The organism is Streptomyces sp. AMJ-169 (assembly GCF_055597585.1).
The window spans coordinates 216863-231138 of the sequence record NZ_JBVLTJ010000010.1 but is presented as its reverse complement, the minus strand read 5'-3'; the positions used below and the strand labels follow the sequence as shown (position 1 = coordinate 231138).

The following is a 14276-nucleotide window of genomic DNA, read 5'->3' as shown; positions in this document are numbered from 1 at the left end:
GGGGGCCTGCCGGATTCAGTGGGCGGTGGCTTCGGCGGGCGGCGGCTTGAGGGGGCAGGTCGACTTCAGCGGGCGGTGGCTTCGGCGGGCGGCGGCTTGAAGGGGCAGGTCGACTTCAGCGGCCGGTGGCTTCAGCGGGCGGCGGCTTGAAGGGGCCGGTCTGCCTCAGTGGGCGGCGGCTTGAGGGGCCCGTCCGCGCTTCAGTGACCGGTGGCTTCAGCGGGCGGCGGCCTGAGGGGCCGGTCTGCCTCAGTGGGCGGCGGCTTGAGGGGCCCGTCCGCTTCAGTGGCTGGCGGCTTCGGCGGGCGGCGGCCTGAGAGGGGGGCGGCGGCTTCAGTGGCGGCAGCTTCGGCCGGGCCCGGCGGCTTGGCGGGCGGTGTTCGTGTGCGGGGCCGTGTCTTAGGGTTTCGCTCATGAGCGAACACTTCGGAACACTTTCCGACGGCACCCCGGTGCACCGCTGGACCCTGGAGCGGGCCGGGACCCGGGTGCGGGTCCTGACGTACGGCGGGATCCTCCAGTCCGTCGAGGTCCCCGACCGGGACGGGCGGGCGGCGAACGTGGTGCTGGGGTTCGCCGATCTGGCCGGCTATCTCGATCACCCCGAGCCGTTCCTGGGCGCGTTGATCGGCCGCTACGCCAACCGCATCGCGAACGCCCGCTTCTCGCTCGACGGCCGGGAGTACCCCCTGGCCGCGAACAACGCCCCCAACTCCCTGCACGGGGGCCCGGCGGGCTTCGACAAGCAGGTCTGGACGGCCGAGCAGACGGCCCCGCACACCGTACGGCTGAGCCGGGTCTCACCGGACGGCGAGGAGGGGTTCCCGGGCCGGCTGACGGTGTCCGCGACGTACGCGCTGGAGGAGTCGGGGGCGCTGCGGATCTCGTACGAGGCGACGACGGACGCGACGACGGTGGTGAACCTCACGAACCATAGCTACTTCAACTTGGGTGGGGTGGGGTTGGCGGGGGGTGAGCCTGCGGGGGGCGGCTCGGCGGGGCGTAACTTGGTGGAGGCCGGCTCGGCGGAGGCCGGCTCGGCGGAGGCCGGCTCGGCGGAGGCCGGCTCGGCGGAGGCCGGCTCGGCGGGGCGTGACTTCGCGGGGCGTGACTCGGCGGGCGTCGGTTCCGAGGGGGCGGTCTCGGTCGCGTCGGGGCATGAGCTGCGGCTGGCCGCGTCCCACTACACGCCGGTCGACGAAACCCTGATCCCCACCGGGGAGTTGGCCGACGTCACGGGTTCCCGCTTCGACTTCCGTACGGCTCGCCCGACCGGCAACGGGTACGACCACAACTTCGTCCTCGACAAGGGGGTCACCGAGGGGGCCGTCGAGGTGGCGGAGCTGCGGGAGCCCGAGTCGGGGCGAGTGCTGACGGTGTCGACCACCGAACCGGGCATCCAGGTGTACACGGCCGACCATCTGTCGGCGCCGTTCACACCGTGCGCGGGGATCGCCCTGGAGACCCAGCACTTTCCGGACTCGCCGAATCGGGGGGACTTTCCGACGACGGTGCTGCGGCCGGGGGAGACGTATCGGTCGGAGACGGTGTACGGGTTCGGGGTGCGGTAATCCGCAGGGCGGGGGCGGGAGTTGGGGGATCCGGGGGCCGGGGGCCGGGGGCCGGAGTTGCGGGGCTCTGAGCTTCGGCGGCGGGAGTTGCGGGGTCTGGAGTTTCGGGGCCCGGAGTTTCGGCGGGCCTTGAGCTTGTTTCGGTGGCCGGAGTTGCGGGGGCTTGAGTCTCGGTGACCCAGAGTCCAACAGCTCGGAATCTAACGGCCCAGAGCTCCGGCGGCCGGAGTTGCGGGCCCCTGAGTCTCAGTGACCCAGAGTCCAACAGCTCGGAATCTGACGGCCCAAAGCTCCGGCGGCCGGGCGTCCGGCGGCCAGAGTTACGAGCCCCTGAGCCTCAGTGACCCAGAGTCCAACAGCTCGGAATCTGACGGCCCAAAGCTCCGGTGACCGGGCGTCCGGCGGCCGGGGTTGCGGGGCCTTGAGTCTCGGTGACCCAGAGTCCAACGACTCGGAATCTGACGGCCCGGAGTTCCGGCTGCCCCGGAGTTTCGACAGCCCGGAGTCCGGCAGCTCAGAGCCCGGCGGCCCTGAGTTTCGGTGGCCGGGCGGCCGACGGCCGGAGTTCGGTGGGCAGAGAAAACCCCGGTCCAGGGGTCAGGGTCCCGGACCGGGGTGGCTCTCGGGCACGCAGTCCCAGGGGTGACGCTATCCGGCGTGACGGGTTCCTGCGGTGCGAGTTCGATCTACCCACCTGGATTTCGTACGAACCCTTCACATAGAGGGGAGTGGGTGAGAGCGGGGGCCGGGGTGAGCTGGGGCGGGCCGGAGTCGGAGGCTGGGAGTGGCCGGAGTCGGTGAGGCGGGGGGCGATGAGGCTGGGGTCGGCCGGAGCCTGTGGGACTGGGGCCAGCGGGGCGGTGAGGCTGAGGGCGGCCGGAATCGGCGGGGCCGGGGCCAGCAGGGCCGTGAGGCTGAGGGCGGCCGGAATCGGCGGGGCCGGGGCCAGCAGGGGCTGAGGCTGGGGCGGTCGGGGTCCATGCGGCCGGGGTCGGTGGGAGCGAGTGAGGCCGAGGCCGACCGGAGCTTGAGGCGGCCGGAGTCGGTGAAACTGGGGTCAGCGGCAGCGAGTGAGGCCGGGGCCGAAGCCGAGGTCGGCCGGAGCTGGGGTCCGCCGGAGTCGGTGAGGCTGGGGCGGGCGGCAGCAAGTCCCGAACGGCAGGGGCCGGACACCGGACTTGCCGGCCACCAGACCCTCCCAGGTCGAGTTCGCGTCGCCACCCAGCGGTGAGGACCGGGGCGTTTCTCGGTGCTCTGGCGTAGACCACTCCCCTCACGGGATACTGCGGCCGTCCCGTACAGCTGCACGACTCCCGGTGTCCGAAGGGCTGGTTCCGTGACGTCCTCCCCCACCTCCCCCACCTCCCCCACTCGTTCGCGGCTGCGCGCCGGTGCGCTCGGACTGGCGCTGCTGGCGGGGCTCGGTGTCTCCGCCCCGGGGGCCGTCGCCGCTCCCGCTCCCTCCCCCACCGTCGAAGAGCTGCGGCTCGACCGCACGGTGCCGCAGGAGATCCTGACGCGGTCCGGATTCGCCTCCGTGGCACCGGAGTTCGCACGGGCGCTGAAGGCCGCGCACTCGTACGCGCAGGCGCGCGGGATCGTCGTACGGGAGGGGACCCGGCTGTGGGAGCGGGCCGTCGCTCGGGCGCAGGGGCGGGGGCCGGCCGGTGGGGATCTGGCTCGGGACGACGACCGGCCGTTGTACTGGGCGCGGCTCGGGATGACGCGGGAAGTGCGGACCTGGGAGCCGGGGTTCAGGCTCAGGGAGGGTCAACGGGCGGCGCTGCTGGACGAGTTGGAGCGGACGTCTCGGGGGCAGACCGAGGTGCGGTATCCGCGGGGCGGGCTGAAGCGGATTCTGGTGACCGGGTTCGATCCGTTCACGCTCGACCGTGACATCCGGATCTCGAATCCGTCCGGGGCGAGTGCGCTGGCGCTGGACGGGACGGTGATCCGTACGGCCGCCGGGCCCGCGCGGGTCGAGGCGGTCGTGTTCCCCGTGCGGTGGGCGGACTTCGCGCAGGGGACGGTGGAGCGGACGCTGAAGCCGTATCTGCGGGACGTCGATCTGCTGACGACCATCAGCCAGGGCCGCGTCGGCCGGTTCGACATCGAGCGGACCAACGGGGCCTGGCGGGGCGGCTTCGGTGACAACGACAACATCGGGCGGCTGGAGACGATCCCGGTCACCGATCCGGCGTCACAGCCTCAGTGGACGACCACGACTCTCCCGTACAAGACGATCACCACCACACCTACCGGCCGCTTCCCGGTGAACGACAACACCGAGGTGACGGAGATCCCGGCCGGCGGAACAGCTCCGGTGACCCGCCCGAACGGCCCGACTCCCGGCTCCACGGCCCGCGCCGGGGGCGGCGGAGACTACCTCTCCAACGAGATCGCCTACCGAGCGACCTTGCTCCGCGACCGCCTGAACTCGCACAACACCCTACGGGCCGGCCACATCCACACCCCAGTCCTCCAATTCGCCCCCACCAACACCGACCCGACGACAGGGACGGTGACCGATCCGGAGTTCGTGCGGAACCGGGGGGACATCATCGATCAGGTACGGGAGATTCTGGCGGTGGCGTTGGGGGCGGCTGGGGGGACGGGGGAGTAGGGGCCCTGGGGGGCGGGGGCGGTGGCGAGGGCTGGGGGAAGAGCAGGACGGCGAGAGGAGAGCTGAGGCGGGGGCGGGAGAGCCGGGGCGGCGGGGGTTACGCGCTTAGGCTCAGCTCAGCCCCTGTCAGGTCGCCGCTCCCTCAGAGCCCGCGCCGGCCGAAGTGCCCACCCCCGTCGAAGTGCCCGCTCCCGTGGAGCCCGGGTCGGCTGAAGTGCCCGCTCCGTCTAGCCCGCGTTCGCCTAAATGCCCGCCCCTTCGGAGCCTGCGTTCGCTGAAGTGGCCGTCCTCGGTGAAGCCGGCCCCGCCGAATCCGCGCCCGTTATTCCCTCAGCCCCCTCCTCCCGGCTCTCCTCCCCCAGCAGGTCCCTGGCCATCAGGGTGGCCCCCGCTACCGCGCCCGGCATCAAGAAGACCGCTACCACCGGGATCAAGAAGGCCAGGCCCAGAGGGGTGCCGAAGCCCCACGCCAGGGTTTTGCGGGAGCGGAGTAGGCCCAGTCTTGTGCCTAGGTCCACTCCTCTGCGCTGGAGGGCCACCGACGTCAGTTCCTCCGCGAGGAAGAAGCCGGTCACGAAGAAGCCTATGACCGGGATCACCGTCTGGCCCACCACCGGGATGAAGCCCAGGGCGAAGAGGAGGATGCCCCAGAGGGCGGCGCGGACGATCACGCGGAGGCTGTCGCGGGCGGAGATCCAGAGGTCGCGCCAGAGGGGGAGGGCGGATTCGGGGGCGGTGCCGTCGGGGGAGACCGACTTGTCGACCTGCTCGGAGATGCTGTCGTAGAAGGGCTGGCCGATCAGCAGGGTGACCGCCGTGAACGTGACGACCGCCAGGAGGAGGGCCAGGGCGAAGAGGACGGCCGTGAGGAGGCCGCGGAAGAGGCCTTGCCAGGGGCTCGACCAGTCGTCGGCGAAGGGGGTGGCCCACGCGATCACGTCGCCGCCCCAGACGACGAGCGCGCCCAGTGCCGCCAGGTACAGCACCAGCGTGATCAGCCCCGGCAGCAGCCCTATCCCGTACTGCCTCCCGTGCCGGCCCACCCACCGCTGCCCTCGCACCAGATACCCGAAACCCACCCCAAGATCGCGCATGCCAGAACTTTACCCACCACCACCGACATCCCCCCGCCCCTGTGGACAACCCACCCCCTGTGGAAAACCCCGGCTGGAAAACCCCGCCGCCAGGAGAACACGCACCCCCTCGACGCATACAGCCCTTCAAGACACGAGCCGCCCCACCACACGCAGCCACCCTCAGAGCACGCGGCACCCCAAAGCACGCCCCCTCAAAGCACGCGACCCCTCAGAGAGCACGCAGCCCCTCAACACACGCCCCCCTCAGCCCCCCACCCCTCACACCCCCAACATCCTCTCCAACATCCCCCGCAACACCACCCTCTCCCCCTCCCCCAACCCCGCCAACGGCTCCCGCGCGAAGCGCAGCGACTCGTTGAGGCTGCGAGCCGTCCTGCGCCCCTCCTCCGTCGTCACCGCGAGTTTCACCCGGCGGTCCGCGGGGTCGGGGCGGCGTTCGACCAGGCCCCGCGCCTCCAGGCGGTCCACGATCCCCGTGACGTTGGACGGTTCGCATTTCAGCTTCTGGGCCAGCTTGCGCATGGGCAGCGGCTCGATGGACAGCAAGGAGAGGAGGCGGGCCTGGGCCCCGGTGAGGGAGTGGGCCGCCGCCGCCTCCTCGTAGTCCGCGTGGAACCGGGCCACGACCTCGCCGATCAGCTCGACCACCTCAAGGGTCAGGGGGTCGAGACGGCGGGAGTTCGCTGAGGGAGCCATGGCCGCCAGAGTACCCCTTTACTTGACAACATGAAATATCAAGCTGCATGGTTGTTTCAGGTAGTGAAGTACTTGCAGTGACTCTGATGACAGGAAGGTCCCCCCATGCTCAACCGCGAATGGCACCTGCTCAACCGCCCGGTCGGCTGGCCGAAGGCCGAGGACTTCGGACTGGTGGAGACAGAGACGCGGGCGCCGGGCGAGGGCCAGGTCCTGGTGCGGAACAAGTTCCTGTCGGTCGACCCCTACATGCGCGGCCGGATGAGCGCCGCGAAGTCGTACCTCCCCCCGTTCGAGCTGGGCAAGGTCATGCAGGGCGGCGCGGTCGGCGAGGTCATCGAGTCGAACGCCGAGGGCTTCGCCGCCGGTGACCACGTGCTGCACTTCGGCGGCTGGCGCGAGTACGCGACGTTCGACGCGCAGCAGGCCGTCAAGGTCGACGCGGACGCCGCCCCCCTCTCGTCGTACCTCGGCGTCCTCGGTATGACCGGCCTCACCGCCTACGCGGGTCTGCTGCGCACCGCCGCCTTCAAGGAGGGCGACTCGGTGTTCGTCTCCGGCGCCGCCGGGGCCGTCGGCAGCCAGGTCGGGCAGATCGCGAAGCTCAAGGGCGCCTCGCGGGTCATCGGCTCGGCCGGTTCGGACGAGAAGGTGAAGCTGCTCACCGAGGAGTACGGCTTCGACGCCGCGTTCAACTACAAGAGCGGCAAGGTCTCCGACCTGCTGCGCGAGGCCGCGCCGGACGGGATCGACGTCTACTTCGACAACGTCGGCGGTGACCACCTGGAGGCCGCGATCAGCTCGCTCAACCAGGGCGGCCGGATCGCCGTCTGCGGCATGATCTCGGTGTACAACAACACCGAGCCGGCCCCCGGCCCGCGCAACCTGGCCCGGCTGATCCAGACCCGCGGCCGGATCGAGGGCTTCCTGGTCGGCGACCACTACGACCTCCAGCCCGAGTTCGTCGCGGACGTCGCCCCCTGGATCGCCTCCGGTCAGCTGAAGTTCCGCGAGACGGTCGTCGAGGGCATCGAGAACAACCTTGAGGCGTTCCTCGGTGTGCTGCGCGGCGACAACACCGGCAAGATGATCGTCAAGCTCTGAGCCAGGAAAGCTCTGAGCCAGGCTTACGAGTTGAGGGCCGCACCCCTGATCCGGGGTGCGGCCTTCCGCATGTCCCGCCCCGCCCCCGCTCCACCCGCGCGAGCCTGTGACCCGACACCCTCTTGTTGCGGTTGAGTCGAACGGGTACATCTCGCCGTACCGATCTGCGGGTCTGCCCGACAGGCCCACCACCAGCAGCGGTTCCGATCCGGCAAGTCCAGAGGAGGTCACGTGCGCACCACGAGAACCACCCCTGCAAGAGCTGTGCTGATCGCCGCCCTCGCGCTCACCGCGACGGGCTCGGTCCTGATCGCCCCCCGCACCGCCGCGGCCGGCCCCGAGCCGGTCACCCGGGAACGGGAGGCCCGCGCCTCCGCTCCTGCCAACTCCCCCGCCCTGGCGGCCAGTCGGGCCCTCACAGGCCAAGAGGCGCGTCTCTCCGGGGACTTGGGGTACCCACGCAGGCAGGTCCTCTCCCCCGACCCCGTGAACCCCGCCGACAAGTCCCTCAAACTCGGCCTCACCGCCTACCATTCCATCGCCCCGAAGCTCAACTCCCTCCAGAAGCTGGGGAATCGGGTGAGTGTGGAGATCGCGGGACGGTCGGCCGGCGGACACCGGCTCTTCCTCGTGACCGTCACCGCCCCGGAGAGCGCCGCGCAGGCCCGCGCCCAGGAGCGGACGCGGCGGCTCATCGAGGAGGGGCGGGCCCGCGCGGGCGACGTACGCGGCTACAAGACGCCCGTGTTCTTCAACAGCAACATCCACGGCAACGAGTGGGAGGGCACCGACGCCGCCCTCAAGGCCATCGAACGGCTCGCCACGGCAAGGGACTTGAGGACCGCCGACCTGCTCGCGCACAGCCGGCTGTACTTCAACGTCACGGCGAACCCGGACGGCCGGATCGCCGGCACCCGCGCCAACGCCAACGGCTTCGACCTGAACCGGGACGCGGTCACCGCCTCCCAGCCCGAGGCCCGCGTCCTGCGCCGGATCGCCATCGACAAGCAGCCGGCCGTCATGCTCGACCTGCACGGCTACAACAACGGCACCCTGATCGAGCCGACCACTCCCCCGCACGGCGAGAACTACGAGTACGACCTGTTCCTGAAGAACACGTACGCGAACGCGCTCGGCATGGAGTCGGCCGTCAACTCCCTTGGCTACACGCCGAAGAAGGACGGTGTCGAGCCGGTCGTCATCCCGTTCCGCGACCTCGCCGAAGGCTGGGACGACTGGCCGCCGATCTTCACCCCGCAGTACGCCGCCTTCCACGGCACGGTCGCCGCCCACACCATCGAGATCCCCCTCGCGGTCAACAACTCGGCCTACAACCTGCCGGTTGAGGAGCTGCGCCGCCGCTCCGCGATCAACGTCGCCGTGGCGGGCGCGGCGATCGGCTCGACCCTCGACTTCGTGCGCACCCACCGCGCCGGGCTGATCGCCGACCAGACCGAGGTCTTCCGCCGCGGCGCCGCCGGCGCCCGGCAGATCCCCGTCTCCTCCTCAACTGTCCCCGGGGTACCGGGAATCGGTCCCGAGGACGTGTATACGACGACCTTCCCGCGCGCCTACGTCATCCCGGCCGGCTCCTCCGCCGCCGCGCGCCTCGTCGACCACCTCCTCGCCAACGACGTCCGCGTCGGCCGCGCCGCCAAGAGCTTCCGGCTCGCGGGGCGTTCGTACCCGGCCGGTGCCTATCTGGTCGACATGCGCCAGCCCAAACGGGGGCTCGCCAACGCGCTGCTCGCCGACGGGCGGGACATCAGCGGCAAAGTCTCGGTGATGTACGACATCTCGGGGTGGAGCCTAGGGCGCTTGTGGGGCGCGGACGTTGTGTCCGTCGGCTCCGGTCAGCTGCCCGTCCGTACCGCCATCTCCCGTGCCACTGCGGTGAGTTCGGTGCCCTCCTTCGGGAATCTGCGGCTGCGGCTCGACGGTCCGTCCGCCGTCGCCGCGCTCAACTCGCTGCTGGCACAAGGGGTTTCGGTGCGGCGGGACCTGGACGGGAGTGTCGTCGTGCCGGGGTCGGCGCGGCGGCAGGCTGCTGCGGCGGCGCGGGCGTACGACGTGCCGTTCACCGCTGCGGCCGGTTCGGGGCGTACGCCGCTGCACCGGGTCCGGGTCGCCGCCGCCGTCTCCGCCGGGGAGCTGTTCGCGCTGCGGGAGATGGGGTTCGCGGTGACGCCGGTCTCGGAGACCCTGCTGAACTCCGGGTTCAACTGGGGTTCTGTGGATGTGCTGTTCGTGTCGGCCGGGCTCGACCGGGGGCGGCTCAGCAGCGGTGCGCGGCAGGCGCTGGACGCGTTCCTCGCCCGGCGCGGGCTCGTCGGGATCGGGGCCACGGGAGCCGAACTCGCTTCTCAGGCAGGAGTGTTGAAAGCCACCGCCGTGGAGGGCAATCCTGATGCCAACGGTGTGGTGAAGGTGGTGGGCCGGGACGGCAGGCCGGGCTACTCCTTCGTCTACTCGCCCAGTTGGTTCACCGGTCTGGGGTCCGGGGTGCGGGTCGAGGAGTCGTACGCCGCCGGGAACCCGCTCGTCTCCGGGCACTGGCGGCCGCTCGCCGACGGGTCCGGCGGGCCCGCGGGCGCGGCCGGGCGGCCGGTGGCCGTGAGCGGTCCGCATGCCGTCCTGTTCGGCTCGCAGCCCCTCTTCCGGGATCACCCGAAGGGGGAATTCCCGCAGGTCGCACAGGCTTTGTTCACGATGGCTCACGCCAGCAGCGGCTCTGTCGAGGAGAACGGATGACGCTAGAGATCCACGGGACCGTCGCCGACGGTTTCGAGGCCGTACGGGAGGAGTTCGCCGCTTTCGTGGCGGGCGAACAGCCGGATTACGAAGGTCAGTTGTGCGCGTACGCGCAGGGGCGCAAGGTCGTCGACCTGTGGGCCGGTGAGGGGGTCCAGGCGGACACGCTGTACGCCGTGTACTCGTCCACCAAGGGGGCCGCGCATCTGGTGGTCGCGCTGCTCACGCAGGACGGCACGCTGGAGCTGGACCGCAAAGTCACCTACTACTGGCCGGAGTTCGGGGCCGAGGGCAAGGGGCAGCTGACCTTGCGGGACCTCATCACGCACCGGGCCGGGCTGATCGGTCTCGACGCCGGGTTCACCCCGGAGGAGATGGCCGACGACCGGCTGATCGCCGAACGCCTCGCCGATCAGCGGCCGTTCTGGCGGCCGGGGACCGCGTTCGGGTATCACGCGCTGGTGATCGGCGCGCTGACGGGCGAGGTGGTCCGGCGCGCGACCGGCCGTACGCTGCAAGAGGTGTACGAGGACCGGGTGCGGGTGCCGTACGGGCTCGACTTCTTCCTCGGGCTGCCGGAGGCGCACGAGGGGCGGTACCGGTCCGTGCAGCCGATGCTGCCGACTCCCCAGCAGCAGGCGGTACTTGACGCCGCGCCTGCGGGGCCGCACACGCTGGCCTCGGTCGCGTTCAACACGCACGCCGGCGGGTCCGGTGAGCTCGTCGACTTCCCCAACTCCCGTGCCGTGCGCGCGAAAGGGCCCGCCTCGGCCGGCGGGGTGGCCGCCGCGCGGGGGCTCGCCGGGATGTACGCGGCGAGCGTCGCCGAGGTCGACGGGCGGCCGCCGCTGCTGAAGCCGGACACGGTCGCCGAGGTCGGGCAGATCCACTCGGCCGGCTACGACCTCGTCGCCCGCGCCCACAAGTCCTTCGGCCTCGGCTTCCAGGCCACCGCCGACACCTGGTACCCGTTCCTCGGCGCGGGCGCCTTCGGCCACAGCGGCGCGGGCGGCTCCCAGGCGTTCGCCGATCCGCGCAGCGGGCTGGCGTACGGGTACACGCGCCGGAGGCTGGCGTTCCCGGGCGGGGCCGCGCCGGAGAACGGGCGGTTCGTGCGGGCGGTGCATCGGGGGGTGCTGGGGATGTGAGAGGGCCTCACAAGAGGTTCCTGTAGCTCCTTGAGCGGAGGCCGCACCCGTCATCCCGGGATGCGGCCTCCGCGGTCTCGGCACCCCTACGTGCACCACCACAAGAACCGATTGCACGTTTCCGAAGGCGACGGTTCCGGGGTCGGCTGCGTCGTGCTCGGCTGTGTCGTCGGCGTAGGGCTGTCCGGCTCCGTCGGAGTCGTCTCCGCCGGGATCGTGGGGGCCGGTGAGGCGCCGGGAGCCTCCGACGGGGTCGGGGAGTCGCTCGCCGACGGGGAGGCCGAGTCGGAGGGGGACGCCGACGCGCTCGCCGAGGCCGACGCCGACGCGTCCGGCGATGTGGAGACCCGGTCGGCGGGGCGGGCGTGGGCGCCCGGGGCCGGGCTCGCGCCGGCCACCTCGTCGTTCTCGCCGCCCGCCGCCGAGGGGTGGCCTGAGGAGAAGCCGGGGGCGTCGACGCCCAGCTCGGCGAGGCTGAGCGCGGCGGTCACCAGGACGGCTCCGGCGACGGCCAGGACGATTCTGCGGCGGCGTCTTCGGTGCGCGGTCGCCTTGCGGTCGCGACGGCTGCCGTGGTCGGCGCCGGCGGCGGTCCCGTCGGCGCCGGGGTCGTCGTAGGACTGCGACTCCACCGAAGCAGCCGGAGCGGTGCGGTCCCGGCCCCTGCCCGTCCCTTTGCGGCGTGCCGCCCGGCCGCCGTCCGGGGGAACTTCCGCGGTGGCCGGCGCGGGCTGCGGGGCCGGAGTCCCGTACCCCTGTGCCTCGTGCTCCTCCGGCTGCGCCGCACCGGCGTACGCGCGTAGATCCTCGGCGGCAGCGCCGCAACCAGGGCAGGTCAGGGCGTTGTTGAGGTGGCGGCGGCAGGTGTGGCAGTAGTCCATGACGCGGGAAGACTAGGTTCCCGGCGCGTGGCGATCCTAGAGGCGGCTGTGAAGGTTGTGTGGGAACAAGCGATCGAAACATGAAACGCGCGAGCGAAACTGTCGAAACCGTTATGCGTTCGACCCATTGACACCCCCCTCACGTCGTCCTTACTGTCACGCCAGAATTTCGAACGTGTGACGAAATCTCGAACAGCTGAGGGGCAACTTCCGTGCGTATCACCGGAATCAGCACGCACGTGGTCGGGACGCCGTGGCGCAACCTGACCTACGTCCAGGTGCACACCGACGAGGGGATCACCGGAGTCGGCGAGACCCGGATGCTGGGCCACACCGACGCACTGATCGGCTACCTGCGCGAGGCCGAGACCAACCACATTCTGGGCTCCGACCCGTTCGCGGTGGAAGACCTCGTGCGCCGGATGAAGTACGGCGACTACGGGCGGGCCGGCGAGATCGTGATGTCGGGCATCGCGATCGTCGAGATGGCCTGTCTGGACATCAAGGGCAAGGCCCTCGGCGTGCCCGTCTGGCAGCTGCTCGGCGGCAAGGTGACCGACAAGGTCAAGGCGTACGCCAACGGCTGGTACACCACCGAGCGCACCCCGGAGGCCTACCACAAGGCCGCGCAGGGGGTGATCGAGCGCGGGTACAAGGCGCTGAAGATCGACCCGTTCGGGACCGGCCACTTCGAGCTGGACCACGACGAGACGCTGTACGCGGTCTCCCTGATCGAGGCGGTGCGGGACGCGATCGGGCCCGACGCCGAGCTGATGCTGGAGATGCACGGCCGGTTCTCGCCGGCCACCGCCGTCCGGCTCGCGCGCGAGCTCGCGCCGTTCAAGCCGGCCTGGCTGGAGGAGCCGTGCCCGCCGGAGAACCTGAAAGCTCTCGAAAAGGTTTCGGCGAAGGTCGACATCCCGGTCGCGACGGGTGAGCGCATCCACGACCGCATCGAGTTCCGCGAGCTGTTCGAGAGCCAGGCCGTGGACATCATCCAGCCCGACGTCGGCCACATCGGCGGCATCTGGGAGACCCGCAAGCTCGCGGCGACGGCCGAGGCGCACTACGTCCTGGTCGCCCCGCACAACGTGGGCGGCTCGGTGCTGACCGCCGCCTCGCTCCAAGTCGGCTTCTCCACACCGAACTTCAAGATCCTGGAGCACTTCAACGACTTCGCGGACGCGGAGATCAAGAAGATCGTGAAGGGGGCGCCGGAGGTCGTCGACGGGTACTTCCACCTGTCCGACGCGCCCGGTCTCGGCGTCGAGTTCGACGCGGAGGCGGCGGCCGAATTCCCGCAGCAGCAGGCCCGGTTCGACCTGTGGGCCGAGGGCTGGGAGCAGCGCAAGCCGAAGGGCACGAAGTGAGTTTCCAGGTTCTGGTCGAGGCGCCGGGCGTGCACCGGGTCGAGGAGCACACGCCCCGCGACCCGGGCGCCGGCGAGGCGCTGGTCCGGGTGCACGCGACCGGGATCTGCGGCAGCGACCGCGAGGTGTACCAGGGCAACAGGCCCGAAGGGTACGTCCGTTACCCGCTGACGCCGGGGCACGAGTGGTCCGGGACGGTCGCGGCCGTGGGATCTGGCGTGCCGTCAAGTCTCGTCGGGCGCAAGGTAGTTGGTGAGGGTTTCCGCAACTGCCAGGTGTGCGACCGGTGTCACGCCGGGGAGACCACGCTGTGCACCGACGGGTACGAGGAGACGGGGTTCACTCAGCCCGGCGCGATGGCGGCGACGCTGACGCTGCCGGCCCGGCTGCTGCACGCGCTGCCCGAGGACGCCGACCTCACCGCCGCCGCGCTCCTTGAGCCGGCCGCCTGTATCGCCGCCGCCGCGCTCAAGGCGAACGCCCGGCCCGGTGAGCGGGTCGCGGTGGTCGGCACGGGCACGCTCGGGATGTTCGCCGTGCAGTTCCTGAAGGCGGGCTCGCCGGCGGAGCTGCTGGTCGTCGGGACCCGGGGGGACCGGGAGGCTTTGTCGCGGCAGTTCGGGGCGAGCGACTTCCGCACCCGGGACCAGGAGCTGCCGGACGACTTCGACGTCGTCATCGAGACGGCGGGGTCGGCCTCCGCCGCGCGGACGGCCGCCTCGCTGCTGCGGCGGGGCGGGCGGCTGGTGCTGACCGGCATCCCGGCGGCCGGCGCGCAGGGGCTCGATCCGACCGACCTCGTCGTACGGCAGCTGGAGGTGCACACCGTCTTCGGCGCGCCGCCGGACGCCTGGGCGCACACGGTGCGGGTGTTCGGGGCCGGGCTGCTCGATCCGCTGCCGCTGGTCACGCACGAGCTGCCGCTCACCGAGTTCTCCGAGGCCATCGAGCTGGTGGGCTCGGGTGATCCGAAGGTGGGGAAAGTGCTGCTGAAGCCGTAGCGCGCCGCTGCGGGGGCGGCCCCTGAGAGCCGTA

The 14276-nt window shown here is 71.3% G+C and carries 10 protein-coding genes; 7 read left to right on the top strand and 3 right to left on the bottom strand.

Features of this window, described 5'->3' with window-relative positions:
• The first annotated feature begins 413 nt into the window (after positions 1–413).
• Positions 414–1571, top strand: a complete 1158-nt coding sequence (locus ACYUD3_RS25045; protein WP_470973884.1) for an aldose epimerase family protein — start codon at positions 414–416, stop codon at positions 1569–1571.
• Positions 1572–2907: 1336 nt separating this feature from the next.
• A complete protein-coding gene (locus ACYUD3_RS25040) occupies positions 2908–4194 on the top strand; it encodes a pyroglutamyl-peptidase I (RefSeq protein ID WP_470973881.1) in 1287 nt (428 codons plus the stop codon).
• Positions 4195–4436: 242 nt separating this feature from the next.
• Here ACYUD3_RS25040 and ACYUD3_RS25035 read toward each other — a convergent pair whose 3' ends face one another.
• Complete coding sequence (locus ACYUD3_RS25035) at positions 4437–5288, bottom strand: EI24 domain-containing protein (protein ID WP_470973878.1); 852 nt, start codon at positions 5286–5288, stop codon at positions 4437–4439.
• Between the two features lie 261 nt (positions 5289–5549).
• Complete coding sequence (locus ACYUD3_RS25030) at positions 5550–5987, bottom strand: MarR family winged helix-turn-helix transcriptional regulator (protein ID WP_470973875.1); 438 nt, start codon at positions 5985–5987, stop codon at positions 5550–5552.
• 105 nt (positions 5988–6092) lie between these two features.
• Here ACYUD3_RS25030 and ACYUD3_RS25025 point away from each other — a divergent pair, with 105 nt between their 5' ends.
• From ACYUD3_RS25025 to ACYUD3_RS25015, 3 genes are all read left to right on the top strand, one after another.
• Positions 6093–7091 (top strand): NADP-dependent oxidoreductase, encoded by a 999-nt coding sequence (locus ACYUD3_RS25025; protein WP_470973872.1) that lies wholly within the window; start codon positions 6093–6095, stop codon positions 7089–7091.
• 231 nt (positions 7092–7322) lie between these two features.
• Complete coding sequence (locus tag ACYUD3_RS25020; RefSeq protein ID WP_470973869.1) at positions 7323–9842, top strand: M14 family zinc carboxypeptidase; 2520 nt, start codon at positions 7323–7325, stop codon at positions 9840–9842.
• Positions 9839–10990 carry a serine hydrolase domain-containing protein gene (locus tag ACYUD3_RS25015; RefSeq protein WP_470973866.1) on the top strand — a complete coding sequence of 384 codons (1152 nt, stop codon included), beginning with the start codon at positions 9839–9841 and terminating at the stop codon, positions 10988–10990. Before ACYUD3_RS25020 ends, ACYUD3_RS25015 begins: the two co-directional genes overlap by 4 nt.
• Positions 10991–11076: 86 nt before the next feature.
• On the opposite strand, the gene ACYUD3_RS25010 is transcribed toward ACYUD3_RS25015, so the two are convergent.
• Positions 11077–11871, bottom strand: coding sequence for an SCO2400 family protein (locus ACYUD3_RS25010; protein WP_470973862.1), 795 nt, complete (start codon positions 11869–11871; stop codon positions 11077–11079).
• A gap of 212 nt (positions 11872–12083) precedes the next feature.
• Here ACYUD3_RS25010 and ACYUD3_RS25005 point away from each other — a divergent pair, with 212 nt between their 5' ends.
• Together ACYUD3_RS25005 and ACYUD3_RS25000 are read left to right on the top strand one after the other, a co-directional pair.
• Positions 12084–13241 (top strand): mandelate racemase/muconate lactonizing enzyme family protein, encoded by a 1158-nt coding sequence (locus tag ACYUD3_RS25005; RefSeq protein WP_470973859.1) that lies wholly within the window; start codon positions 12084–12086, stop codon positions 13239–13241.
• Positions 13238–14242 (top strand): zinc-dependent alcohol dehydrogenase, encoded by a 1005-nt coding sequence (locus ACYUD3_RS25000; RefSeq protein WP_470973857.1) that lies wholly within the window; start codon positions 13238–13240, stop codon positions 14240–14242. The genes ACYUD3_RS25005 and ACYUD3_RS25000 overlap by 4 nt, the downstream gene beginning before the upstream one ends.
• Positions 14243–14276: the final 34 nt, after the last annotated feature.